Genomic DNA, 26,414 nt, shown 5'->3' on the forward strand with positions numbered 1-26,414 from the left:
GTCAAGGCGGCAATGGAGCGATCGAGGGGATGTCGATGAACCAGGCAGCAGATGGCGGAGAGAACACACGGCTGATCGTTCTGATCAGCGTGGTGGCAACGATTGGCGGGTTCCTGTTCGGGTTTGACAGTGGCGTCATCAACGGCACCCAGGACGGCCTGCACCAGGCGTTCCGCTCCGGGGAATGGATGCAGGGCTTCGAGATCGCCTCGATGTTGCTGGGCTGCGCCGTGGGCGCCTTCAGCGCCGGCAGGTTGGCCGACCGGCTGGGGCGGCGCAATGTGCTGATCCTGTCGGCGGTGATGTTCCTGCTATCGGCGCTGGGGGCCGGCGCTGCGGGTTCTTCCGCGTGGTTCATCGTCGCGCGGGTGATAGGGGGATTTGCAGTTGGCGCGGCGAGCGTGATTTCACCGGCCTACATCGCCGAGGTGGCACCCGCCCGTTACCGTGGCCGACTGGCTACGGTGCAGCAGATCGCGATCATCAGCGGGCTGACCGCAGCGTTCCTGTCCAACTACCTGCTGGCCGCCGCCGCCGGGGCATCGACGGAGCCTCTGTGGGCAGGGCAGGCCGCCTGGCGCTGGATGTTCTGGATGCAGGCGGTGCCCTCGCTGGTGTTCCTGCTGCTGTTGCTGACCATCCCCGAGAGCCCCCGTTACCTGGTGGTGAAGCGGCGCAAGGAGGACGCACTGCGGGTTCTCACCCGGCTGCTGGGCCGCGACAAGGCACAGCTCACGCTCGACGAGATCGAGGCCTCCCTGTCCACCGACCATCATCGTCCGCGGCTGTCCGACCTGAGGAGCAGGGCGACCGGGCGGATCCGTCCCATCGTCTGGGTGGGTGTCGGCCTGGCCTGTTTCCAGCAGCTGGTCGGCATCAACGTGGTCTTCTACTACGGCGCCGTGCTGTGGCAGGCGGTCGGGTTCTCGGAGAACGACGCGCTGCTGATCAATGTGCTGTCCGGCGCACTGAGCATCGGCGCATGCCTCGTCACCGTGCTGCTGATCGACCGTATCGGTCGCAAGCCGCTGCTGTGGATCGGCTCGGTGGGCATGTCCGTATCCCTGGCGCTGGTGGTGGTGGCCTTCGCCAGCGGCTCGCTGGCCGACGGGCACCTGCAGCTGCCGGGCCGCATGGGCACCCTGGCGCTGGTCGCCGCCAATGCCTACGTCGTGTTCTTCAATCTGTCCTGGGGACCGGTGATGTGGGTGATGCTGGGCGAGATGTTCCCCAACCAGATCCGGGGCTCGGCACTGGCCGTCGCCGGTGCAGCGCAGTGGACGTCGAACTTCGCGGTCACGGTGACGTTTCCGATGCTGCTGGCCGCGGCCGGGCTGGCGGCAACCTACAGCATCTACCTGGTGGCCGCGGTGGTCTCGGTCGTGTTCGTGCTGCGCCATGTGCACGAGACCAAGGGCAAGGAACTGGAGCAGATGGAAGGATGAGCGCCATGACATCGCAGGATTCCATGCGCCGTGCCGGCGCGCTGATCGCCGGACTGATGCTGGCGCTGGTCGGTTGCAAGGGGGGAGACCGGCCAGCGCAGGCCACCGCTACCGAGGCTGATCCATGGCCACAGGTGGCCTGGCCCCTGGCCGAGGATGCCGCACTGGAGAAACGCATCACCGACCTGATGGCCGGCATGACCGTGGAGGAAAAGGTCGGCCAGCTGGTGCAGGGAGACATCGCCAGCATCACCCCCGACGACGTGCGCAGATACCGGCTCGGCTCGATCCTGGCCGGAGGCAACTCCGATCCTGGCGGTCGCTACGATGCATCGCCCGCCGAGTGGCTGGCGCTGGCGGACGCGTTCTACGACGCCTCCATGGACACCTCGCAGGGTGGAAAGGCAATTCCGCTGCTGTTCGGCATCGACGCGGTGCACGGGCAGAGCAACATCATCGGCGCCACGCTGTTCCCACACAACATCGGGCTCGGCGCTGCTCGCAATCCCGAGCTGCTGCGCAGGATCGGCGAGATCACCGCGCTGGAGACACGCGTCACCGGCATGGAATGGACGTTCGCGCCCACGGTCGCGGTTCCGCAGGATGACCGCTGGGGGCGCACCTACGAGGGCTATTCGGAGTCTCCCACCGTAGTGGCCAGTTATGCGGGTGCCATGGTGGAGGGCCTGCAGGGCAGGATAGGGTCGCCTGACTTTCTTGATGGCCGCCATGTGATCGCGTCGGTGAAGCACTTCCTGGGCGATGGTGGCACGACCGGCGGGAAGGACCAGGGCGATACCCGCATCAGCGAGGCCGAGCTCGTGCGCATCCATGCGGCCGGCTATCCGCCGGCGATCGCTGCCGGAGCACAGACCGCCATGGCGTCGTTCAACAGCGTCAACGGCGAGAAGATGCACGGCCACCGGCACTACCTCACCGACGTGCTGAAAGGGCGGATGAACTTCGGCGGCTTCGTGGTCGGCGACTGGAATGGCCATGGACAGATCAAGGGCTGCACGACCACCGACTGTCCCGCCACCATCAATGCGGGCCTGGACATGGCCATGGCGTCGGACAGCTGGAAGGGCTTCTACGAAACCACCCTGGCGGCCGTGAAGGACGGCAGGATCACTGCTGAGCGGCTGGATGATGCGGTGCGCAGGATCCTGCGGGTGAAGTTCCGCCTGGGCCTGTTCGAGGCGGGCAGGCCTTCCAGCCGGGCGGTGGGTGGCCAGTTCGCGCTGATCGGCGCCCCTGAGCATCGCGCGGTGGCGCGGCAGGCGGTGCGCGAGTCGCTGGTGCTGCTGAAGAACCAGAACGGCATCCTGCCGCTGTCGCCAAAGCAGCGGATCCTCGTGGCCGGCGACGGTGCCGATGATGTCGGCAAGCAGGCCGGCGGCTGGACGCTGAACTGGCAGGGCACCGGCACCACCCGCAAGGACTTCCCCAATGCGGATACGATCTTCGAGGGCATTGCGCAGCAGGCCAGGGCCGCGGGTGGCGAGGCCACGCTTGCCATCGATGGCAGATACACAGTGAAGCCGGATGTGGCGGTGGTGGTGTTCGGTGAAGATCCGTATGCCGAGTTCCAGGGCGACCTGCCCACGTTGGCCTACAAGCCCGGCGATGAAACGGATCTGGGATTGATTCGCCGGCTCAAGGAAGACGGCATTCCAGTGGTGGCGGTCTTCCTGAGCGGGCGACCTCTCTGGGTGAACCGGGAAATCAATGCCGCGGACGCCTTCGTGGCGGCGTGGCTGCCGGGATCGGAAGGCGGTGGCGTTGCCGACGTACTGCTGCGTGGTCCGGATGGCCGCATGCAGCACGACTTCAAGGGCAGACTCAGCTTCAGCTGGCCACGTACGGCCACGCAGTACGCCAACAACGTCGGCCAGAAGGACTACGCCCCGCTGTTCCCGTTCGGCTTCGGTCTGAGCTATGCCGACAAGGGCGATCTGGCGGCACTGCCGGAAGTTTCGGGCGTCACCGGCAACGAGGGGGCAACCGGTGTCTTCTTTGCCCGCGGCGATGCAGGTGCCGGCATGGCGCTGCGGCTGGAGGATGGTGCCGGGCAGGGCATGACCGTGATCAGCGTGCCGGATGCACTGGCAGATGACCGTCTGAAGATCACCGGTGTGGACCATCTGGCCCAGGAGGACGGCCGACGTCTTGCCTGGTCGGGTCAGGGGGAAGCCGTGGTCGCACTGCAGTCGCACACGCCGCTGGACCTGCAGCGGGAAGCCAATGGTGATCTGATGCTGTTGACCACGCTGCGTGTCGACGTGGCACCACGTGGCGAGGCGTGGCTGTCGGTGGGCTGTGGTGCCGGGTGCTCGGCGCGCATCGCCATCGGGCCCACGCTGGCGGCGCTTCCGGTCGGCCAGTGGACGCGCGTGGGCATTCCCCTGAAATGCCTGGCTGCGGCCGGAGCGAAGGTGGGTGCGCTGGATCGGCCGTGGTCGGTGGGGACGGCTGATGCAATGACGATCTCCGTGTCCCGCGTGGCGCTGGGCGCGCTGAACGAAGCCGAGACCACCCTCGGATGCGGTGCGTGATGGCATCCTGCCTGAAGGCCAGCGCGCTGGACACAGGCACCGTGCGGGTGCCGGCATGACACGGGCCTGTGCGCTACCGGTGCGTAGGCGGGGCCGCCACCGAATCGCGTGCGATCAGGCGATGCGGCACGACATGATCCCGCAGTACGGGGGCGTTTCCGGCCGGGCGACGGATGGTGCGCAGCAGGATATCGATGGCAGCATTGGCCATCGAGGCGATCGGCTGATGGATCGTCGTCAGTTCCGGCCACACGGTGGTCGCGGCCGATGTGTCATCGAAGCCCACCACCGACAGGTCGCGGGGAACCTCCAGGCCGCGTCGGTGCGCCACGGAGATGGCGGCTGCCGCCATGTCATCGTTGCTGGCGAAGATGGCCGTCGGTGGCCGACGCTGGGACAGCAGCTTCTCGGCGGCGGCCAGTCCGGACCGGTAGGTGTAGTCGCCGTGCTGGACCAGGCCGGGTTCCACCGACAGTCCGGCTTCCTGCAACGCGGTGACGAAACCATCGTAGCGACGCGCACTCGCGCTCAGATCCCGGCGCCCGCGGATGAAGCCGATGCGGCTGTGGCCCTGCCGGATCAGGTGCTCGGTCATTTCCTTGCCTGCGTTGAAGTCGTCGATGCGGACGCAGGACAGGGCCTCGCTCAGGCGCCCCGATGCGATGGCCACCACCGGGATGCCGGCCTTCACCAGTTCACTCACGGCCGCCTGCGATTCGCACAGCGGCGGCGGCAGGATCACCCCGTCGACGCGGCTGGCCAGGGCACGCGCTGCCGTGCGCTCGGACTCATCGTCAAGGTTGTCCCAGTAGTCGATGACCAGTTGGATGGCAGAGCTGGACGCGACGCGCAGCAGCCCGACCAGCAGTTCGCGCAGGTAGGCACCGCTGGGATTGGTATAGATCAACGCAATGCGCGTGTGCTGCGCAGCGGCCAGCGAACTGGCCGCCAGATTGGGCGTATAGCCCAGCTCACGCACGGCACGCATCACCCGCTCGCGGGTGACGTCCCGCACCTTGCCCTGGTTGATCACCCGCGACACGGTCATCGGCGAAACGCCGGCAAGGGCCGCAACCTCGTCGATCGTCACGCCCGCGGTTCTGCGGCGAACCGATTTCTTCGGCTTGTCCAATGCACGATCCCTTTGTTCTTGGTGGCGTTGCCGCGCAGGTGCGAGGGCAGATGATGAACCGTTCCGGCGCCGGTCGTAGTCTACAAAGTCGAATGTTAACGCCGTTGTTCCGTGCTGTCGGCGGACGGCTGTGCGCCGCCCTTGCCTTGCTGGCATGCGCCGGTGGCGCACATGCGGAGGATGGCTACGCATTGTGGATGCGCTACGTGCCGGCGGCCGTGGAGGTCGCTGCCGGCTATCGGCTGCAGCTGGGCGAGGTGGTCGCCCCTGACCAGACGCCTACCCAGCGCGCAGCGCGTGATGAACTGGCGCGCGGCCTTCCCGGGTTACTGGGAACGGCACCGCCCATCCGCACGGACCTCGCCGGTGATCACGCCCTGGTGCTGGGCACGCCGCAGTCCTCGATGCTGGTCGCGCCGTTCCGCGAAGACATTGCCACCTTGGGCGAGGATGGCTACCTGATCAGGAAGGTCCGCAGCGGAGGACGCGATCTTCTGCTGGTGGCGGCACGGCAGGACATCGGTGTGCTGTACGGCGTGTTCCGCCTGCTGCGGCTGCTGCAGCGTGGCGCATCGCTGCAGTCGCTGGACGTGCGGGAATCGCCCCGGGTTGCGCTGCGGGTGCTCGATCACTGGGACAACCTGGATCGCTACGTCGAACGCGGCTACGCGGGCAGCTCCCTGTGGGACTGGCAGACCCTGCCGCAGTGGCGTGACCCGCGCTATACCGACTACGCCCGCGCCAACGCGTCGCTGGGCATCAATGGCACCGTACTGAACAACGTCAATGCCAGCGCCCTGAGCCTGTCGCCGGCCTATCTCGCCAAGGCCGCCGCGCTGGCGGACCTGTTCCGCCCCTACGGCATCCGTGTGTACCTGAGCGCACGCTTCAGCGCGCCCATCGAGCTCGGCGGCCTGGCCACGGCCGATCCGCTGGATCCGGAGGTGCAGCGCTGGTGGCGGAGAAAGGTCGAAGAGATCTACGCCCTCATCCCGGATTTCGGCGGCTTCCTGGTCAAGGCGAACTCGGAGGGCCAACCGGGCCCGCAGGATTACGGCCGCTCCCATGCCGACGGTGCCAACCTGCTGGGCGATGCCCTGGCGCCGCACAACGGCGTGGTGATGTGGCGTGCCTTCGTCTACTCGCACGAGGTACCCGAAGATCGCGCCAAGCAGGCCTACGGTGAGTTCATCGGCCTGGACGGTGCCTTCCGCCGCAACGTGATCGTGCAGGTGAAGAACGGGCCGATCGATTTCCAGCCCCGCGAGCCGTTCCATCCGCTGTTCGGCGCAATGCCACGCACGCCGTTGATGATGGAGTTCCAGATCACCAAGGAGTATCTGGGCTTTGCGACGCACCTGGCGTACCTGGGCACGCTGTACGAGGAAGTGCTGCGGGCCGACACCCGGGTACGCGGACCGGGCTCCACGGTCGCGCGCGTGGTCGACGGTTCGCTGCACGGCCACGGGCTGACCGGCATCGCCGGCGTCGCCAACATCGGCGTGGACCGGACCTGGAGCGGCTCGCACTTCGATCAGGCCAACTGGTATGCCTTCGGGCGGCTGGCCTGGAATCCGCAGCAGTCTGCCCGCGCCATCGCTGAAGACTGGGCCGCGCTGACGTTCTCGCCGGACCCGCAGGTGACCGGCCCGATCGTGCGGATGATGATGGCCTCGCGCGAAGCGGCGGTGGACTACATGACCCCGCTGGGCCTGCATCACCTCATGGCCCGTGGGCATCACTACGGCCCCGGTCCCTGGGTGGATGGAGGGCCACGCGCCGACTGGACGTCCGTGTACTACCACCGCGCGGACCGGCACGGCGTGGGCTTCGACCGCACATCGGCCGGAAGCAACGCGGTGTCCCAGTACGCCCCGGCGGTCGCCGCGGAGTACGGCGACCTGGCGCGGGTGCCGGAGTCGCTGCTGCTGTGGTTCCATCATGTGCCGTGGGATCACCGCATGCGTTCGGGGCGGTTGCTGTGGGACGAACTGGTAGGACGCTACTCGCGTGGCGTGCGCCAGGTGCAGTCCCTGCAGGCTACCTGGGCAACCCTGCAGGGCCGGATCGATCCACAACGCTATCAGCACGTGGCCGCGTTCCTGCAGATCCAGCAGGAGGAGGCGCAATGGTGGCGCGATGCCAGCGTGGCGTACTTCCAGTCGCTCAGCGGCCGGCCGTTGCCGCCCGGCGAACCGCCACCGCCGCACCCGCTGTCGTATTACCAGGCATTGCAGTTTCCTTTCGCACCGGGGGATGGACGATGAGCATGATCGGACGGGCCGGGCGGGCGGCCTTGCTGCTGGCCCTGGCTGCAATGGCCGGGTCCGTCGCGGCACGGGAGCCGGCGGCGTTGCTGCATCCGCTGTTCCAGGATCATGCCGTCCTGCAGCGTGATCGGCCGATCGCGGTCTGGGGCCAGGCGCCTGCGGGGCAGGAGGTTTCCGTGACCTTCGCCGGGCAGGCGGTGACCACGCAGGCGGATGCCACGGGCCGATGGCACGCCACGCTGCAGCCGACTCCGGCAGGTGGCCCCCACATGCTGCAGGCAACGTCCGGCAAGGACATCCAGATCGCCCGCGACATCCTGGTCGGCGATGTCTGGCTGTGCTCCGGACAGTCGAACATGGAGCTGCCCGTGTGGCGCGCGCTCAATGCAGGCAGCGAGATCGCCTCCGCCACGCTGCCGACGATCCGCCTGTTCACCGTGCCGCAGGCCGCGGCGGTGCAGGCGCAGACGACATTCCAGAGCGCGGTTGCCTGGACGCCGGCATCGCCCGCCACGGTGCGTGACTTCTCCGCGACCTGCCTCTACTTCGCACGGGAGCTGCGGCGCACGGTCGCCGTGCCGATGGGATTGATCCAGGCCGCCTGGGGCGGCTCGCGGATCGAGGCATGGACCAGCGTCGAGGCGCTGCGCGCGCAGCGGGGCATGGCAGAGCCCCTGGATGTCCTCGCGCTGTATGCCGATGATCCCCTGGCGGCACGCGCACGCTGGGGGCGGTACTGGCAGCAGTGGTGGGCGACGCGCGATGAGGCTGTGCCCGGCGCAGCGCCGTGGCGCGCGGAGGCCAGCGACAGCGGATGGCAACCGGCGCCGGCAGCGCTGGGCGCATGGGAGCATTGGAACGTCCCGGCGCTTGCCGATTACAACGGCATGGTGTGGTATCGCACGCAGGTCACGCTGAGTGCGGAACAGGCGGCACAGGGCGCGACGCTCGAACTGGCATCCGTTGACGAGACGGACATGACCTGGGTGAACGGTGTCGCCGTGGGCAGCCAGTATGGCGCCGGTGAGCGGCGCTATCCGCTGCCGAAGGGGCTGTTGAAGGCCGGGTCCAACAGTGTCGTGGTCAACGTGCTGGACACCTACGGTGAAGGTGGCCTGGCCGGCCCTGCCACCGCACATGCGGTGATCCTGGAGGACGGTCAGCGGGTGGTGCTGGATGCGTCCTGGCAGTACCGGATGGCACCTGGCGGACAAGCGCCCCCGTTCGCTCCCTGGCAGGCGGCGACGGGTCTATCGACGTTGTACAACGGCATGATCGCGCCGCTGGGCGCGTTCGGACTGCGCGGCATGCTGTGGTACCAGGGGGAGTCGAACACCGGCGACGGCGCCGGATATGCGGCACTGCTGCGCTCGCTGCGGGATGACTGGCGACGCCAGTTCGGTGCAGGCACGCCGTTGCTGCTGGTGCAACTGGCTGGCTATGGCCAACCGCCCGTCGCCCCTGCGGACAGCGGATGGGCGCAGGTGCGCGACGCACAGCGCCGGGTCGCGGCCGAAGATCCCCGCAGTGGCCTCGCCGTGGCCATCGACATCGGCGATGCCTACGACATCCACCCACCGAACAAGCAGGAACTGGGTCGCCGTCTGGCCCGGGTCGCGCGCCACGTCATCTACGGCGAGCACGCAGTGGCCCCGTCAGGGCCGGATGCGGCCAGGGCCCTGCGCGTGCCGGCAGGCGTGGCCGTGGAATTCGAGGATGTCGACGGCGCCCTGGCAGCAATCGGTTCGAAGCACCCCATCGGCTTTGAACTCTGCGATGCCGCTGCCCCGCGCTGTGAGTACAGCGACGCCGAACTGGATGGACGCCGGGTGGTGTTGCGCAGCCTGCCTTCCCTGCGCCCGACGCATGTCCGCTACTGCTGGGCCGATGGCCCGGTGTGCACGCTGCGTGACAGCAGCGGGGCGCCGGCCGGTCCGTTCGAACTTCCCATTGCCGACGCCGAGGCCCGACGATGAAGATGTTGTCCCTGCAGCACCCTTCTGCCCGGCGCGCCCGGGTGTCACTGGCGCGCCGGATGCTGGCAGCGATGTTCGCGCTGTCGGCGGCGACCGCCCATGCCGCCTCGCCAGAGGCCGCGCCGCCGGTGTACTTTGACTGGTTCGAGTACCGCGGTCATGACACCGCGTTTGAGGCGCCGCTGCCGGCGGGCCACTACCGCAACCCGATCCTGGCCGGCTTCCACGCCGATCCGAGCATCGTGGGCGCGAACGGGAAGTTCTATCTGGTCAACTCCAGCTTCACCTACTACCCGGGCATTCCGGTGTTCGAGAGCGTCGACCTGGTCCACTGGAAGCAGATCGGCAACGTGATCGACCGTCCGACACAGCTGGATTTCGACGGTCTGAGCGTCTCCCGCGGCATCTTCGCGCCCACCATAGAGTTCCACGAGGGAACCTTCTACGTCGTCACCACCGCGACCGACAGTGGTGGCAATTTCATCGCCACCGCGCGGGATCCGGCGGGACCGTGGTCCGATCCGCACTGGTTGCCCAGCATCGATGGCATCGATCCGTCACTGTTCTTCGACGACGATGGCAAGGTCTATCTGATCAACAATGATGTGCCGCCTGGTCCGGCGCGCTACGACGGCCACCGCGCCATCTGGATGCAGCAGATCGATCTGTCGGCCTTCAAGCCGGTCGGCCCGCGCAGGGTGCTGGTCGATGGTGGCGTGGATCCGTCGAAGAACCCCATCTGGATCGAAGGGCCGCACATCTACAAGCGTGAGGGCTGGTACTACCTGTCCGACGCCGAAGGCGGCACAGGGCCGCAGCATTCGCAGGTGGTGCTGCGCAGCCGTGATGTATGGGGGCCGTACATCCCCTATCCGGGCAATCCCATCCTGACCCAGCGCGAGCTGCCGGACGACCGGCCGCTGCCGATCACCAATGCAGGGCACGCCGATCTGATCGAGGGCCCGGACGGCTCGTGGTGGGCAGTGTTCCTTGCCAGCCGCAATTACCAGAAGCGGCACTACAACACCGGGCGCGAAACCTATCTGCTGCCGGTTCGCTGGCAGGATGGCTGGCCGCAGATCCTGCCGACCGACCAGGCCATTCCCTATGTGGTCAAGGCACCGTCCTGGATGCAGGGGCAGGCTTCCCAGGCGCCGCTGACCGGCAACTTCGTCGACCGCGACACCTTTGATGGGCCGACGCTTGCCGCCCACTGGCTGCGCGTTCGGGTGCCCAAACAGGCCTGGGCCGACCTGGGTGACCGGCCGGGCATGCTGGCCGTGCACCCGCTTGCGGAGAATCTGGACACGCTGCGCAATCCGGCGTTCCTCGGTCGCCGCCAGCAGCATCTGCGCTTCGAGGCGAGTACCGAGATGTCCCGTCCGGCCATCGGTGTCGCGGCGGGCCTGGCTGCATTCCAGAGCGAGGCCTACTGGTACTTCCTTGGCGTCCGCAGCGTGCGCGGTGATCGTCTGTCGGTCTTCCTCGAGGGTCGCGACGGCAGCGGCAGCACGCGAACGCTGGCCAGCCGCGAGGTCCCCGCATCCGCGGTCCTGCGCCTGAAGATCGCCGGGGATGAGGCCGACTACGCGTTCTCGTTCGATACCGGTGACGGGCAGGGCTGGCAGACGCTGGCACGCGGTGTGGATGGCACGGTTCTGAGTACTGATCGCGCAGGCGGCTTCGTAGGCGCACTGCTGGGACCATTCGCGCGCGATGAGCGCGCCGGGAGGAGCAAATGATGATATCGACTTCGTCCAACGGCGCTGTCCACCGCGGCACGCGGCATGGCCGGCGGGTGCTTTACGCTGCGCTGCTGTGCGTGGCGACCGCCGCGTCGGCCGCTGCACCGCGGCCGTGGCTGGATGCTTCGGCCAGCTTCGAGCAGCGGGCCGCATCGCTGGTGGCCCAGATGACGCTGGAGGAGAAAGCCGCGCAGATGCAGAATGCCGCGCCGGCGATCGAGCGCCTCGGCGTGCCGGCCTACGACTGGTGGAACGAGGGGCTGCATGGCGTGGCGCGGGCAGGGCAGGCCACTGTCTTTCCACAGGCCATCGGCCTGGCGGCAACGTTCGACGTGCCGCTGATGGGCGAGGTGGCGACGACCATCAGCGACGAGGCCCGTGCCAAGCATCACCAGTTTCTCCGCGAGGGCTCACACGGGCGTTACCAGGGGCTCACGTTCTGGTCCCCGAACGTCAACATCTTCCGTGACCCGCGCTGGGGCCGTGGGCAGGAAACCTACGGCGAGGATCCCTACCTGACTGCCCGCATGGGCGTCGCCTTCGTACGTGGCCTGCAGGGCGATGACCCGGTGTACCGCAAGCTCGATGCCACGGCCAAGCATCTGGCCGTGCACAGCGGGCCGGAGGCCGACCGTCACCACTTCGACGCGCGGCCCAGCCGGCGCGACCTGTACGACACCTACCTGCCGGCGTTCGAGGCGCTGGTGAAGGAGGGCGATGTCGATGCGGTGATGGGCGCATACAACCGGGTGTACGGCGAGTCAGCCAGTGCCAGCCGGTTCCTGCTTCGCGACGTGCTGCGGCGTGACTGGGGCTTCAAGGGCTACGTCGTCTCGGACTGCTGGGCGATCGTCGATATCTGGAAACATCACCGGATCGTTGCCACCCGTGAAGCCGCCGCAGCGCTGGCGGTCAGGAATGGCACCGAGCTGGAGTGCGGACAGGAGTACGCCACGCTGCCCGCAGCCGTGCGCCAGGGCCTGATCACCGAAGCGGAGATCGACGACGCGGTGACACGCCTGTTCGCCGCACGGATGCGCCTGGGCATGTTCGATCCACCGGAGCGGGTGCGTTGGGCGCGGATTCCCGCCTCGGTCAACCAGGCGCCCGCGCACGACACCCTGGCGCTGAAGGCCGCCCAGGAATCGCTGGTCCTGCTGAAGAACGAGGGGGTACTGCCGTTGTCGCGTGACCTCAAGCGCATTGCCGTGGTCGGTCCCACGGCTGACGACACCATGGCGCTGCTCGGCAACTACTTCGGCACACCGGCCGCGCCGGTCACGATACTGCAGGGTATCCGCGATGCGGCGAAGGGTATCGACGTGCGCTACGCCCGTGGCGTGGACCTGGTCGAGGGGCGTGATGATCCCAGCGCGACGCCGCTGATCGAGCCGACCTTCCTGCGGCCGTCGGCGGCGTCGACCGAGCGTGGCCTGCGTGGCGAGTACTTCCGCACGGCCGACCTGTCGGGCACGCCGGCACTGGTCCGCACCGACGCGCAGATCGGCTTCCGCTGGGACCGCGGCTCGCCAACCGACAATCTGCTTGCGCGTGGCGAGGCGGCGCCGGGGCAGGGCATTCCGAGCGATGGTTTCAGCATCCGCTGGACCGGACAGCTGCTGCCGCCGGTATCCGGGCGCTATCGGCTGGAGGTGGCCGGCGACGACGGCTTCCGGCTGTATCTGGACGGCAAGCGCGTGCTGGACCACTGGGTGAACTCGGATCGTCTGCACGCCGAAGGTATCGACGTCGATCTGCAGGCGGGCCGCACCTACGAGCTGAAGCTGGAGTACTACGACGACGAGCGCGATGCGGGCGTGCGGCTGGGCTGGCGCATGCCGGGCGCCAAGGCACCCTTCGACGAAGCCCTTGATGCGGCCCGCGACGCCGATGTCGTGGTGTTTGTCGGCGGCCTGACCGGCGACGTCGAGGGCGAGGAGATGACCGTCAACTATCCGGGCTTCGCGGGCGGGGACCGGACCGATCTGCGGCTGCCGGCACCCCAGCGCACCCTGCTGGAGGCACTGCATGCCACCGGCAAGCCGGTGGTGATGGTGCTGACCGGCGGATCGGCAATGGCCGTTGACTGGGCCCAGGACCATCTGCCGGCGATCCTGATGAGCTGGTACCCGGGGCAGCGCGGCGGCACTGCCGTGGGCCAGGCGCTGTTCGGCGACGTCAACCCCGCGGGTCGCCTGCCGGTGACCTTCTACAAGGCCGGTGAAGCGCTGCCGGCGTTCGACGACTACAGCATGGAGGGCCGTACCTACCGATACTTCCGCGGCACCCCCCTGTATCCGTTTGGCCACGGGCTCTCGTACACCCGCTTCGATTACGCCGCACTGCGCATTGATGCGGACAGGATCAATGCCGATGGCCGGCTGGGTGTGCACGTGGACGTGACCAACACCGGCACACGCAGCGGTGACGAGGTCGTGCAGCTCTATGTGCGACGCCAGCAGGCCGGCAGCGACCAGGCCGTGCAGGAACTGCGTGGCTTCCAGCGTGTCCATCTCGCCGCCGGCGAACGGCGCACCGTGACGTTCTCGCTTGAGGCACCGCGGGACCTGCGCCGTTATGACGAAACGGGCGGTGCCTATGCGGTGCCACCCGGGGCCTACGAGGTGCGGGTCGGCGCCTCGAGTGCCGATATCCGCGCGCGGGCCGGGTTCTCGGTGGAGACCGTGCATGGCAAGCACTGAACACACCCTCACGGTGCGCGAGAAGCTGGGCTACAGCCTGGGCGATCTCGCGGCGAACCTGATCTTCCAGACCCTGATCACCTATCTGGCGTTCTTCTACACCGATGTCTACCGGCTGCCGCCGGCAACGGCGGCGACGATCATCTTCGTGGTCGGCATGCTCGGTGCGTTCGTTTTCACCCCGCTGATCGGCATCGCCGCAGACCGCACCTCGACGCGGTGGGGGCGGTTCCGTCCGTGGATCCTGTGGACGGCGATCCCGTTCGGCGTGCTGTCGCTGCTGGCGTTCAGCACGCCAGAACTGGGCGAGCGCGGCAAGGTCATCTATGCGCTGGGCACCTACGCTCTGCTGGTCTTCGTCTATGCAGCGAACAATCTGCCGTACTCCGCACTGAGTGGTGTGCTGACCGGCAGCATGGCACAGCGCAACAGCCTGTCGGCCTACCGTTTCGTGGCCGTGATGATCGCGCAGTTCATCATCCAGGTCCTGCTGATGCCGCTGGTGCTGATCCTGGGTGACGGTGACCGCGTGCGGGGCTTCGAACAGGTGATGACCGTGTTCGCCATCGTCGGGACGGTGTTCTTCCTGATCACCTTCGCCACCACGCGCGAGCGCATCGTTCCCACCCGCGAGCAGACCGGAGGCGTGCTGCAGGATCTGTCTGACCTGCTGCACAACCGGCCGTGGCAGGTGATGCTGGCCCTGACCGTCCTGGTGTTCATCAACCTGGCGCTGAAGGGTGGCACGTACATCTACTACTTCCAGTACTACATGAGCGACGCTGCGCTGGTCGACTTTCTGGAAAACTCAGGATTCAACGGCCTGATCGGCGCGCTGAACGCAGGTCTGGGTAGTGCCGGATTCGCCGGCTTCAGCTGGCCCAAGGACGCGGCAACCTCGGCCTTCAGCCTGTTCAATGCCTGCGGAATCATCTGCATGATCCTGGGCATCGGCGTGTCGCGACGGCTGGCAGACCGCTTCGGCAAGCGTGACGTCTTCGGCGGCGCACTGTTCATCTCAACCCTGTTCCTGCTGGCCTTCTACCTGTTTCCGCCGACGGCGGTCGGCGTGGCCTTTGCTGCCTTCATGCTGCATGGATTCTGCTACGGCATCACCATCCCGCTGCTGTGGGCGATGATCGCCGACGTTGCCGACTACTCGGAATGGAAGAACCATCGCCGGGCCACCGCGATCATCTTCTCGGCGATGCTGTGCGGCCTGAAGATCGGCCTCAGCGTGGGAGGCGCCCTGGTCGCCGGCATTCTTGCCCACTACGGCTACCAGGCGGGCGTGGCGACACAGCCCGAGGGCGTGGTCGAGGGCATCCGCCTGACCGTGAGCGTCTACTGCTCCCTTCCTTTCCTGCTCGCCGTGGCGCTGCTGTTCGCGTACGAAATCGACAAGCGCGCGGAAGCCCGCATCGAACAGGACCTCCAACTGCGTCGCCGCACGGCCGACGCGTCCGCGTAACCCAACGATGACGACCATGATCGACCTCTCTCCAGGCGACGACGGCCGGGCCGACGACGCCCGCCTCGCGCAGCTCACCCGGCACGCCATCTCGCAGCCGCTGGTGACCCATATCTACACCGCCGATCCGTCGGCCCATGTCTTCGAGGGACGGCTCTACATCTATCCCTCGCACGACATCGACGGCGGCCAGCCGTTCGACGACGAGGGTGGGCACTTCGGCATGCAGGACTACCACGTACTGCGGATGGACACGCCCGACGGCGACGCCATCGATTGCGGCCAGGCGCTGCACCTTGACGACGTGCCGTGGGCGCACAAGCAGATGTGGGCGCCCGACGCCGCCTGCCGCGACGGGCGCTACTACTTCTATTTCCCGGCCAAGGATGCGCAGGGCCTCTTCCGCATCGGCGTGGCGGTCGGCGAACGGCCGGAGGGACCATTCATTCCCCGGCCCGAACCGATGCAGGGCGCGTACTCGATCGACCCGGCCGTATTCGAGGACGAGGACGGCAGCCACTATCTGTACTTCGGTGGGATCTGGGGCGGACAGCTGCAGCACTATCGTGACAATCGGTACGACACCGCGCACGAGGAGCCGACAGGCAGTGCGCCGGCGCTGGGGCCGAGGGTGGGCCGGCTCGATGCCGGCATGACCGAACTGGCCGAGCCCACGCGCGAGGTGCAGATCCTGGACGAGCACGGCCAGCCGCTGCGCGCGGACGATCATGCGCGCCGATTCTTTGAAGGGCCGTGGGTGCACAAGTATCAGGGCCGGTACTACCTGTCCTATTCCACGGGCAACACGCATCTGCTGTGTTATGCGATCGGCGACAGCCCCTATGGCCCGTTCACCTATGCCGGCGTACTGCTGACGCCCGTAGTGGGCTGGACCACGCACCACTCCATCTGCAGCTTCAAGGGACAGTGGTATCTGTTCTACCACGATGCGCTGATGTCCGGCGGCGTGACGCATCTGCGCTCGGCCAAGTGCACGCCGCTGCACATGGAGGCCGATGGCCGCATCCGGACCATCGACCCCTATGGTGCATGAGCGCAGGCTGCCGGTGGACGACGCGCTCGCCCCGCTGCCGGCCGGTGAGCTGCACTGGCTGCGGGCGGGCGATCTCGAAGTGGCGCTGGCGGCCGGGGCAGGGGGTCGACTGGCACAGATGCGTTACCGGGGCGTCGACTGGCTGGTGGACGCAGAGGAGGGCGGAGCGGCGACGATCGCCTGGGGCTGCTATCCGATGGTGCCGTGGGCTGGGCGCATTCGTCGTGGACACTTCAGCTTCGACGGTGCACCCCATGAATTGCCGGTCAACTTCGGCGGGCACGCCATTCACGGGGTCGGCTTCTCCAGGCCCTGGCAGATCGACAGCCTCGACGCGACGAGCGCCACGCTGACGCTTGATCTGCCGCGTGACAGGTACTGGCCCTTCGGTGGCGTTGCCCGACAGGTCATACGCCTGCAGGCACACTGCCTGCAGCTGCATCTCTCGGTGCAGGCTGCGCAGCAGGCCATGCCGGCAGTACTGGGCTGGCACCCGTGGTTCCGCAAGCCGGACCGGCTGCTGTTCAACCCTGGCGCGATGTACCCGCGTGACGAGGAGGGTATTGCCGTTCTGCCGTGCGTGCCACCCGCGCCAGGTCCATGGGATGACTGTTTCATCACCGACCGTGATCGTGACATCGCGCTGGTGCGCGGCGGGCAGCGCCTGCGGCTGCGATCGGACGGCGACCACTGGGTTATCTACGACGGCGCCCCCCACGCCACCTGCGCCGAACCGCAGAGCGGGCCACCTGATGGCTTCACGCTTGCGCCGCGCCGGCTGCAGCCCGGTCAGCAGCTGGCGCAGACGTTCGAGCTGGTCTGGGAGCAGGACGCCCCCTGAACTGCGGCGCGGTTCAGCGCAGGGCGGGAACTGCGACGGAACGGGCCATCACAGGCTCCAATCGATGCGCAGGCCTGCAATCAGCGCATCCGGCAGGTCACGCTGGCGCGCAGGTTCGTTGAACTGGTCGGGATGGACGATGTAGTGCAGGTTCGGCGCAATCCGCAGCTGTGGGGTGAGCTGGATGCCGTAGCTCAGCTCCATCATCACCTGGCTCCCATGCGGGGTGCCGCTGCCACCGGCTGCGGCACGCGCCAGGCGCAGGTTCTCCAGGGCGATGCCGCTGTACTTCTGCTGGGTCACGACGAAGGCGATGCTGTCCTGTGGACGGCTGGCGCAGGTGCCTTTCTGCACCAGGCCGGCCTGCAGAAAGTGATCCTCGATCAACTGGCCTGAGGTGCCCTTGAGCGCGGCGCCGAAGACCGTCAGGCCGCGACCGCTGCCATCACCGGTCAGCTGCTGCTCGAAACGGGCAAATGCACCGGAGCGACCGTGGCGGTTCGCGTAGTCCTGGCCACTGAGCACGGCGGGCATTCCGTTGATGTCGCGCAACGGATCACGATAGGTCGAGTTGTCCTGCCAGCCACCCAGTTCATACCGGGCCCGCAATCGCGCCGAAGCCGGGCTGCGCCAGCCGATCGTGTACGGCACGATCCAGCCGGTGGCCTGGTGCGTGCTCCATTTCAGGCCATGCTGGCCGTCTTCGGCCTGACTCGGATCGACCTGGTAGGCGCCGACGCGCAGATAGACATCCGGCGTCAACCAGGTGGTGGCATCGGCCATCCAGCTCGACACCGGCCACCAGGTGAAGTTGCTGGTGCGGAACACGTAGGTCGGGTTGCCGCAGGCCGAATTGCCCTGGAAGTACTGGCACAGTTCGGAGCCGAGGAAGCGGATGTTGGCGACGCTGCGTCCGGCTTCGAGCACCAGGCGGTCGTCGAGCAGTTTCTGTTCGAGGGTCAGATTGGCCAGACGCGTCCCCTGGCCGCCGTAGATTTCCTGCACCGAGGTGCTGTTGCCGGTGCTGCTGGCAGCCAGGTTGGTGCCATGGCGGTTGATGCCGTAGGCCTTGATCGTTGCCCCCTGCCACCCGAACGCGGCCTCCAGGTTCACGTCCGCGCCGAACATCAGCTGGCCGGCGTAGGCGGTGCCGCTGTTCTTGCCGCCGTCGAGCGTGGCCGCGGCTTCGCCGGTGTAGGAAAGCTTGGGTGAAACGACCTCGCCCCGGTCGGCGGCCGCGGCCAGCGAGGGCAGCGTCAGCAGGAGTGCGGCCAGCAGCAGGCGGCGGGAGGAGCGGGGCATGGGCGGAAGTCCTGTAGATGGGCAACGACGCGGCCCCGGAGAGCCGGGACAGCCGAGTGATCGAGGCAGGGAGAACGGTCAGGCCGCGGCGGTGACCGGCTTCTTGAGGAGACGCAGCGCGAGCGCCGTCACGGTGACGCCGGCCAGCAGCGCCAGCAGGTAGACGCCCAGATGGGTGACCGCGTTCGGGATCGGCAGCACGAACACGCCACCATGGGGGACCTTCAGTTCGACACCGGCGGCCATCGAGATCGCGCCGGCCACGGCCGAGCCAAGGATCAGCGCCGGAATGGTGCGCAGCGGATCGCGCGCGGCGTAGGGGATCGCACCTTCAGTGACGAAACTGAGACCGAGCACGCCGGCGGCTCCGGCAGTGCCGCGTTCCTCGGCCGTGAAGCGGTTGCTGAACAACCACGTCGCCAATGCGATGCCCAATGGCGGCGTCATGCCGCCGATCATCGTCGCTGCCATCGGCGTGTAGACCTGGCTGGAGATCAATGCAGTGGAGAATGCATAGGAAGCCTTGTTGACCGGGCCGCCCATGTCCACCGCCATCATTCCGCCCAGCAGCAGACCGAGCACGATCGCGCTGCTGCCCTGCATGCCCCGCAGCCATTCGGTCAGCCAGGCCAGCAGCCCTGCGACCGGCGTGCCGATCACGTACATCATCAACAGGCCCACCAGCAGGGTGCCCAGCACTGGCAGGATCAATACCGGCTTGAGGCCCTCCAGGCTGCGCGGCAGGCGCAGCGCTCGGTTGATCCAGTGCACGCCATAGCCGGCAATGAAGCCGGCCAGGATGCCGCCGATGAAGCCCGCGTCCATGTTGACCGCGACCAGCCCGCCGATCATGCCGGGCGCGATGCCGGGGCGGTCGGCGATGGAATAGGCGATGTAGCCGGCAAGTGCCGGCACCATCAAAGTGAAGCCGGCCTTGGCGCCGATCTGGAACAGGGACCAGGCCAGCGTGCCCTTGTGTGCATCGTCGAAGGCATAGATGCCGCCGAGGGCGAATGCCAACGCGATCAGCAGGCCACCTGCGGTCACGAACGGCAGCATGAACGATACGCCGGTCATCAGGTGCTTGTAGGGGCCGGTGCCCTTGCTCTTCTCGGGTGCGCGGCCCGGGGCAGACGCGCCGGCGTGGACATTGGCCTCGGCCAGCGCCTTGCGGAGCAGGTTCTGGCCATCGTTGATCGCGGGCTTGGTGCCACTCTTGAACAGGCGCTTGCCGGCGAAGCGTGACAGATCCACTTCACGGTCTGCGGCGATCAGCACCAGGTCGGCGGCAGCGATTTCCTCGTCGCTCAACGCATCCTGCGCACCGACCGAGCCCTGCGTTTCGACCCGGATTGCGTGGCCAAGCGCCTTGCCGGCCTGCTGCAGGCCTTCGGCCGCCATGAACGTGTGGGCGATGCCGGTCGGGCAGGAGGTGACAGCGACGATGCGCTTGCGAGGGTCCGCCGCATCGGCCTTGGGCACAGCAGTTTCCAGTGATGCCAATGCAGCGAGTGGATTGTCCAGCACTTCGCCGAGGCCGGCGCGCACCACCGTCGCAGTGTCGAAGCGGGTCAGATCGGCCTCGCCGTCGCCCACCAGCAGGAGCGTCGTCGCGGTGGCGTGTGCGGCATCAAGTGCGCCGGTCACGCCCTGTTCGCTGCGGATCTCGATCACCAGTTCGAGGCCACGCTGGCGGGCGGCGCGGCGCAGCGCTTCGGCAGCGAGAACGGCCTCGATGCTGCGCGCGCCAGCGGCGATGATGACGGGGAAAGGGTGCATGGGAACTCCTGGAATTCTTCGGGTTCTGTTCTGCGTGAGGCGCTGGGGCGGGCCGTGGGGCCTGCAGCGCCGCCTGCCGGGTTTCAATCCAATCGTTCGATCAGTACATCGTCCGTCCACCCGCGGACCTGCGCCGGATCCAGCCGTCGCGCGTCGCCGCTGTGCAGGCGACTCATCGAAAAGGCCGTTGCCAGGCGCGCGCAGCTGGCCAGGTCGAAGGCCGGCTCAAGCAGTGCGGCGGCGATACCGGCCACCATGGCGTCGCCCGCACCGACCGTGCTGCCCTGCGACAGACGCGGGGGACGCGCGATCAGGGCGCCGTTGCGATCCATGAACAGCGCGCCGTCGACGCCCATCGAAATCACCACCAGCGCAACCCCGCGTTCAAGCAGGCGCAGGCCGGCAGCGCGCAGGGCGCTCCGATCCGGCAGCGGCGTTCCGGCCCACGACTCCAGTTCGTGGCGGTTGGGCTTGACCGCATAGGGCACTGACGCGTGTGCGCTGCTCAGGGCGGCGGCGAGCGCATCGCCGCTGGTGTCGAGCAGTACCCGCGCGCCCGCGCCGCCCGCCTGCGCCTGCAGTCGCGTCCATGAATCGGCCGGCAGGCCGGAGGGCAGGCTGCCGGACAACACCACCGGCAGCTGTGGCTGGAGCACGGCGGCGAGTCGTCGGCACACCGCATCCAGATCGGCGCCGTTCAAGGGCAGGCCGGGCAGGTTGATATCAGTGGTCTCGCCGTGGGTCTCATCCACAAGCTTGATGTTGGTGCGGGTCCTGCCCGGCACGCGCAGGCAGCCGTCGGTGATGCCGCGCGCCGAGAACAGCGCACTGAACACGCCCGGGTTGTCCTCGCCGATCACACCCAGTGCGGCTGTCGGCACGCCCCAGTCGGCCAGGCAGGCGGCAACATTGATGCCCTTGCCCCCCGCGTCGTCGCGGCTGCTGAAGGCACGATGCACATGCCCCGGCTGCAGGCCCGCCAGGCGCACGGTCTGGTCGATCGCCGGGTTCAGGGTGACGGTGACGGCGCGGGGGGTCATGCGCGCGCTCCCTCAAGGGCACGCACCTGTTCGGTGGTTTCGCAGTCCAGTGCCTTGCCGGCCAGCGCCTGCAGATCGGCCAACCGGGTACCGCGCAGGCGGGCCTTCACCGCCGGAACATCGTTCGGGGTCATCGACAGCTCGTCCACGCCGAGACCGGCCAGCAGCATGGCGCCGAACGGGTCGCCCGCCAGGCCACCGCAGACGCCGACCCAGCGCCCATGCGTGCGTGCGCCGTCGACCGTGGCGCGGATCGCGCGCAGCACGGCGGGATGCAGGCTGTCGGCCTCGACGGCGAGTTCCGGATTCTGGCGATCGATCGCCAGCACGTACTGGGTCAGGTCATTGGTGCCGATCGAGAAGAAATCGGCATGGCGCGCCAGCACATCGCTCTGGGCTGCGGCTGCGGGCACTTCGATCATGATGCCGATCGGCACTTCGGGCGCCTCCAGCCCGATGCGCAACCGTTCGCAGATGGCACGCAGCGCGATCAGTTCCGGTACGGACGTGATCATCGGGAACATGATCGACAGGCGCGCACCGTCCTTCGCCGCGCGATACAGCGCCCGCAGCTGCGGCTCCAGAAGATCGGGACGGCGCAGCAGCAGGCGCGCGCCGCGCACGCCGAGGAACGGGTTGTCCTCATGCGGCAGCTCCAGGTGCGCAACCTGCTTGTCGCCGCCGATGTCGAGCGCGCGCACGATCAGCGGGCGGCCATCCAGGGCGCTGGCCATCGCCCGATACGTGGCGTACTGCTCATCCTCGCTGGGCGTGCTGCCGCGCTCGAGGAACAGGAACTCGGTCCGCATCAGGCCAACGCCTTCGGCGCCCTGTTCCAGTGCCAACGGCACCTGTTCGGGCAGGTTGACGTTGGCACCGATGTCGATGCGGTGGCCGTCGGTCGTCTGCGCGGGCTGCGCGCGTTGCGCGGCCTCGCGTTCGCGGATGTGCTGCTGCTCGGCGATCCAGGCGCGGGCCGAAGCGAGATCGGCATCGGACGGAGACAGATAGAGCCGCCCGCTGCTGCCGTCGATGATGGCCTCCACACCCGCTTCAATCGTCAGCAGATCCGCGCCACCGGCAACCAGCGCCGGCAACCCGAGCGTGCGCGAGAGGATCGCGGTATGTGAGGTGGGCCCGCCCTGTGCGGTGGCCAGACCGAGCACGCGACGGGTGTCGAGGTTGGCGGTGTCTGACGGTGAAAGGTCGGCCGCGAGCAGGATGCAGGGGTAGGCGGGCAGGTCGGCGAGACCACCGCCGGCCGCAGACGGATCAAGCTGTGCCAGCACACGCCGACCCACGTCACGCAGGTCGGCTGCGCGCCCGGCGAGCACCGGATTGCCCAGCGCCGCCAGTCCGGAGGCAATCTGTTCGATGGCCTGGTGCCATGACCACGCGACGCCATGGCCTTCCACCATCAGCTGACAGGTGCGGGTGATCAGGTCTGTGTCGTCGAGCAGCGCGGCCTGGGCCCCGAAGATCGCCGCATCGGATGCGCCGAGCCGGCGCTGGGTGTCGTCCTGCAGCGCCGCCAGCTGCTGGCGGGTGCGGCCGAGCGCGTCCTGCAGGCGTGCACCGCCTTCCCCGAGCGGGGCGGGGTGGTCGGCGACGTTGGTCTGCCTGCTGGCGAGCACATGGATCCGGCCGATCGCCAACCCGGGGCTGGCACCAATGCCGACGATCGCTGCCTGTGCCTCCGGTGGATTCCAGCCCGCGACCGGCGCCGCCTTGCGCTGTGCTGCACGTTCGGCATCGGCCTTTTCCTGAGCCACCAACCCCTCCATGACCCTGCGCAGTGCGGCCAGCAGTGCCGGCGCATCCGCGCCTTCGGCAGACACACTCACCGGGTCGCCATGACGCAGACCCAGCTGCAGCAGCGCGACCAGGCTCTTGGCATCGGCCGCCTGGTCGCCTGCGCGCACCTGGGCACGGGCGCTGAAACTGCGGGCCGTCTCGGCCCAGCGAGTGGCAGGGCGCGCATGCAGGCCATTGGGGTAGGCGATGGTCCAGCCGAAATGCTCGGCCAGATCCTGCGCTGGAACATCGTTGGCCAAGGTGGTGACGTCGCCGGCCAGCGCTGTCACGATCTCGCTCGCTTCGGCGGTCGTGAACAGACGCTGCAGCGTGGCGTCATCCTGGATGAGCCGGGTGAGCCGGCGCAGCAGGGTGATGTGGGTGTCGGACTGGGCGGCGATGCCGACCACCAGCCGCGTCACCTGGCCCGGATTCCATTCGACACCGTCCGGCAACTGCAGCACGGCAATGCCATCGCGGCGCACCAGATGGCGGTCCTCGCCGAGCCCATGCGGGATCGCCACACCGTGGCCGAGGAAGGTGTTCGCCAGCTGCTCACGGCGGCCCATGCTGGTTTCGTAGCCCGGCGCAACGCAGCCGGCGGCCAGCAGCATCTGTGCGGCCTGGGCGATGGCATCTGCCTTGTCACGGGCCCGTGCGCCGAGGCGGATCAGTTCGTGGCTGACGGGAGCAGGGGCGGGGAGGGAAGACAAGGCGGGCTCCGGGAAGGGTGTGCTGGCGTATTGGGAACGTTCCCAGTCCGCATTTCAATGTGCACTGCACAAAAATCCAATAGTACTTTGGCGTTAGCATTGTCCTGAACGGCCGTCGCGCTGCGGCCAGCACAGTTGACCGGGAACGTTTCCAATCCAATGAGCATCAGCATCAACGACGTGGCGCGCGTGGCGGGCGTCTCCAAATCCACGGTGTCGCGCGTGCTGGGTGGCGGCCCGGTCAGTGGAGAGGTGCGCAGCCGGGTCGAGGCCGCCATCCGCCAGACCGGCTATCGCCCGAACCTGCAGGCCAGGCGCCTGCGCTCCCGGCATACCGGCATCATCGGGCTGGTCGTGGCGGATATCCGCAACCCCTTCTTTACCGCGCTGATTCGCGCGGTGGAGGAGGTCGCCTATCGCGAGGGCCTGCGCGTCACCCTGTGCAACACCGACGAGGACCCCGAGCGCGAGGCACTGTACCTGCAGTTGATGCACGAGGAGCGCATCAGCGGGCTGATCTTCGCGCCGACCCGAACCACGGTGGGGCGGCTGGAACGGCTCGCACTGGACTATCCGACGGTACTGGTCGACCGCGCCGCGCCGGGCGGGGCGATCGACAGCGTGGTGCTGGACAATCCGGCGGCCATGGCCGGCCTGGTCGAGCATCTGGTTGAACGCGGCTACCGACGCATCGGCGGCCTGTTCGGCAGCACCAGCACCACTGCGGCCGAACGTCGTGATGGCTATCTTGCGGCCATGCGCAGGCATGGGCTGGAACCGGACTACCGGGAAGTCGAACCCACGGCCGAGGCCGCCATCAGCACCGCCGGACAGTGGCTGGCTGGGCCCTCGAGGCCCGAGGCGCTGGTTACCAGCAACAGCCTGCTGCTGATGGGAGCACTGAAAGCGGCACGCAGCGCAGGACTGGCGATTCCAGGCGCGCTGGCGCTGGCGGGGTTCGACAACGAGCGCTGGACCGAGCTGGTTGAACCGGGCATCACCGTCGTCGAGCAACCGGTGGAGGAGATGGGGCGGGCCGCGATGTCGCTGCTGCTGGAGCGCCTGCGTGCACCGGAGATGCCAGTGCGCAGGCTGGTGATGACCGGCCGCTGCGTTGTACGGGGATCAACCGCCTCGCGATAGTTTCCGGACGCCCGGGGCCTGCGGAACTGCCTTGCAGTCCGCCCCCAATTATCGTGACGCGTCACGCACAATGTGTAATGGGATGCCTTGCTGACGGACATGGAGGACGAAATGGACATTCGATCAGGCCTGGTTGTGGCGCTTTTGCTGCTGGCAACGGCGTCGCAGGCGCAGGCTATTCGCTCCGCGACGGGTCCGCAGCCGCTGCTCAGGCATACGCCGTCGCCGCCAAAGCCGAACAATCTCGGCGCTGAACCACTCAGATGCCAGCAGCACATCGATCTGCGCGTGCGCCGCTACTGCACGGACATCGAGCGGGCGTTGATCCAAGGTGAGGCGCGTCGCCAAGGCATACCAACACCGTCGAGCGAGATTGTGCGCATGCCGGCTTACGGCAGCGCGGAGGCAAAGCAGTTGGGCGCTGCCTGCATGGGCGGGACCGCAATGCGGCGATTGAGCAACGGCTGGGAGCAGCTGCGCAACGCCAAGGGCGAGTGGCTGCGCTGTCGTGAGTAGCAGATGCTGAGCTTGCACGGACACATGCCAAGTCCTCAGGGAGCAGTTGACGACCCTCAGGCGTGACCAGACGGCCGTGTAGAAGCCGGGACGTGGTTAGAGGTGTGCCGAGACACTCTTGCTGGAGCGGACTGAACATAATATACATTATGCGAAATGCTATGTCTGGCCTGATCCGGTTCGTAGGCTCGGCTTGGCAATGGCTCCGGCTCTGGCTTGGCTCTTGCCTGCCTGCTGGCTCCCCCGACAAGGATGAGCTTGCAGCATGATCGAGATGGATCCGCACGACAGAATTGACCTGACCGGCCCTTGGGCCGGTTTCGGCTTCCAAGCTGGACACATGTTCACCCCCGAAGGTCACCAGCTGGAGCCCGGCGACATGGCCTGGTGGTCCCTGACCTGCAACATTGCGCGGGAATGGCGACTGATGATGGCCGAGGCTCGCGCAGACTTGGCTGCACGATCGGCTCCGGCCTCCACGAGGTCCGCCACGGCGAAATCCGGCGTGATCTACCTTGCCGAAGTCCTCAGAATTCGCCGAGAACGGCGGTTGGGCGTCGGTGATCCCGGTTCCGGCGCCGAAACCTCCAACGTGGTCTACATGAGCCGTGGGCCGAGACATCGTCAGCGCGTGTGAGGCGCTTCCGTAGGGGCGCCGCCCCTACACCCCGGCTACTTGCATGATTCATACACCAAGTCGTCCATTTGGCGGCTCAGCGCGAAGGTGCGTCGGTGGCCCGCAGCCTCGAAGGCGGCGGCACGTTGGGCCTTCGCCCAAGCGCAGCGATCGGGATTCTTATACTGGGAAAACTGGATCGCAGTACCGCGCGAAGTATGCGCGGATACCGCTCGCTGGCTCTTAGCTGCGGATTCCTGCCGAATCTGATCGAGTCGGCGCTCATTGGCGACTACCTGCGGGGATCTTGCGGCTATCTC

General features: G+C 67.6%; 17 protein-coding genes. 12 read left to right on the top strand and 5 right to left on the bottom strand.

Going from position 1 to position 26,414, the window contains the following annotated elements; genetic code table 11:
* The first annotated feature begins 35 nt into the window (after positions 1 to 35).
* Positions 36 to 1,445 (top strand): sugar porter family MFS transporter, encoded by a 1,410-nt coding sequence (locus AC06FB_RS00620; protein ID WP_164152081.1) that lies wholly within the window; start codon positions 36 to 38, stop codon positions 1,443 to 1,445.
* A 5-nt stretch (positions 1,446 to 1,450) separates the two neighbouring features.
* The gene (locus AC06FB_RS00625) at positions 1,451 to 4,000 is read left to right on the top strand and encodes a glycoside hydrolase family 3 protein (RefSeq protein WP_111186971.1); all 2,550 of its coding nucleotides are present in this window, start codon (positions 1,451 to 1,453) and stop codon (positions 3,998 to 4,000) included.
* 73 nt (positions 4,001 to 4,073) lie between these two features.
* Here AC06FB_RS00625 and AC06FB_RS00630 read toward each other — a convergent pair whose 3' ends face one another.
* On the bottom strand, positions 4,074 to 5,132 hold the full coding sequence (locus AC06FB_RS00630) for a LacI family DNA-binding transcriptional regulator (protein ID WP_053516379.1): 1,059 nt from the start codon (positions 5,130 to 5,132) through the stop codon (positions 4,074 to 4,076).
* A gap of 92 nt (positions 5,133 to 5,224) precedes the next feature.
* Between AC06FB_RS00630 and AC06FB_RS00635 the strand changes: the two genes are divergently transcribed.
* The 7 genes from AC06FB_RS00635 to AC06FB_RS00665 are packed head-to-tail and all read left to right on the top strand — an operon-like array spanning position 5,225 to position 17,191.
* Positions 5,225 to 7,399, top strand: a complete 2,175-nt coding sequence (locus AC06FB_RS00635; RefSeq protein ID WP_478053247.1) for an alpha-glucuronidase family glycosyl hydrolase — start codon at positions 5,225 to 5,227, stop codon at positions 7,397 to 7,399.
* A gap of 2 nt (positions 7,400 to 7,401) precedes the next feature.
* Positions 7,402 to 9,378 carry a sialate O-acetylesterase gene (locus tag AC06FB_RS00640; RefSeq protein WP_478053317.1) on the top strand — a complete coding sequence of 659 codons (1,977 nt, stop codon included), beginning with the start codon at positions 7,402 to 7,404 and terminating at the stop codon, positions 9,376 to 9,378.
* A gap of 59 nt (positions 9,379 to 9,437) precedes the next feature.
* Positions 9,438 to 11,120 (top strand): glycoside hydrolase family 43 protein, encoded by a 1,683-nt coding sequence (locus AC06FB_RS00645; protein WP_478053318.1) that lies wholly within the window; start codon positions 9,438 to 9,440, stop codon positions 11,118 to 11,120.
* The gene (locus AC06FB_RS00650) at positions 11,120 to 13,825 is read left to right on the top strand and encodes a glycoside hydrolase family 3 protein (protein ID WP_478053248.1); all 2,706 of its coding nucleotides are present in this window, start codon (positions 11,120 to 11,122) and stop codon (positions 13,823 to 13,825) included. Before AC06FB_RS00645 ends, AC06FB_RS00650 begins: the two co-directional genes overlap by 1 nt.
* Entirely contained in the window at positions 13,812 to 15,296 is a 1,485-nt protein-coding gene (locus tag AC06FB_RS00655; protein ID WP_346480305.1) for an MFS transporter, read from the top strand. The genes AC06FB_RS00650 and AC06FB_RS00655 overlap by 14 nt, the downstream gene beginning before the upstream one ends.
* 16 nt (positions 15,297 to 15,312) lie before the next feature.
* A complete protein-coding gene (locus AC06FB_RS00660; RefSeq protein ID WP_197599982.1) occupies positions 15,313 to 16,350 on the top strand; it encodes a glycoside hydrolase family 43 protein in 1,038 nt (345 codons plus the stop codon).
* Complete coding sequence (locus tag AC06FB_RS00665) at positions 16,340 to 17,191, top strand: aldose epimerase family protein (protein ID WP_478053249.1); 852 nt, start codon at positions 16,340 to 16,342, stop codon at positions 17,189 to 17,191. Before AC06FB_RS00660 ends, AC06FB_RS00665 begins: the two co-directional genes overlap by 11 nt.
* 48 nt (positions 17,192 to 17,239) lie before the next feature.
* Here AC06FB_RS00665 and AC06FB_RS00670 read toward each other — a convergent pair whose 3' ends face one another.
* From AC06FB_RS00670 to ptsP, 4 genes are all read right to left on the bottom strand, one after another.
* On the bottom strand, positions 17,240 to 18,493 hold the full coding sequence (locus AC06FB_RS00670; protein ID WP_197599984.1) for a carbohydrate porin: 1,254 nt from the start codon (positions 18,491 to 18,493) through the stop codon (positions 17,240 to 17,242).
* Positions 18,494 to 18,571: 78 nt separating this feature from the next.
* A complete protein-coding gene (locus AC06FB_RS00675) occupies positions 18,572 to 20,272 on the bottom strand; it encodes a PTS fructose transporter subunit IIC (RefSeq protein ID WP_478053250.1) in 1,701 nt (566 codons plus the stop codon).
* Positions 20,273 to 20,355: 83 nt separating this feature from the next.
* A complete protein-coding gene (locus AC06FB_RS00680) occupies positions 20,356 to 21,312 on the bottom strand; it encodes a 1-phosphofructokinase family hexose kinase (protein WP_478053251.1) in 957 nt (318 codons plus the stop codon).
* Positions 21,309 to 23,819: a phosphoenolpyruvate--protein phosphotransferase gene (gene ptsP / locus AC06FB_RS00685; RefSeq protein ID WP_197599985.1), complete on the bottom strand. Its 2,511-nt coding sequence runs from the start codon at positions 23,817 to 23,819 to the stop codon at positions 21,309 to 21,311. Before ptsP ends, AC06FB_RS00680 begins: the two co-directional genes overlap by 4 nt.
* Positions 23,820 to 23,978: 159 nt before the next feature.
* Here ptsP and AC06FB_RS00690 point away from each other — a divergent pair, with 159 nt between their 5' ends.
* The 3 genes from AC06FB_RS00690 (at position 23,979) to AC06FB_RS00700 (ending at position 26,115) form a co-directional block, all read left to right on the top strand.
* On the top strand, positions 23,979 to 24,962 hold the full coding sequence (locus AC06FB_RS00690; protein WP_053516400.1) for a LacI family DNA-binding transcriptional regulator: 984 nt from the start codon (positions 23,979 to 23,981) through the stop codon (positions 24,960 to 24,962).
* A 111-nt stretch (positions 24,963 to 25,073) separates the two neighbouring features.
* Positions 25,074 to 25,478 (top strand): hypothetical protein, encoded by a 405-nt coding sequence (locus AC06FB_RS00695; RefSeq protein ID WP_461289840.1) that lies wholly within the window; start codon positions 25,074 to 25,076, stop codon positions 25,476 to 25,478.
* Between the two features lie 265 nt (positions 25,479 to 25,743).
* Entirely contained in the window at positions 25,744 to 26,115 is a 372-nt protein-coding gene (locus tag AC06FB_RS00700; protein ID WP_459040351.1) for a DUF3653 domain-containing protein, read from the top strand.
* Positions 26,116 to 26,414 lie beyond the last annotated feature (299 nt).

This window comes from Stenotrophomonas sp. Steno-C15, assembly GCF_056393265.1.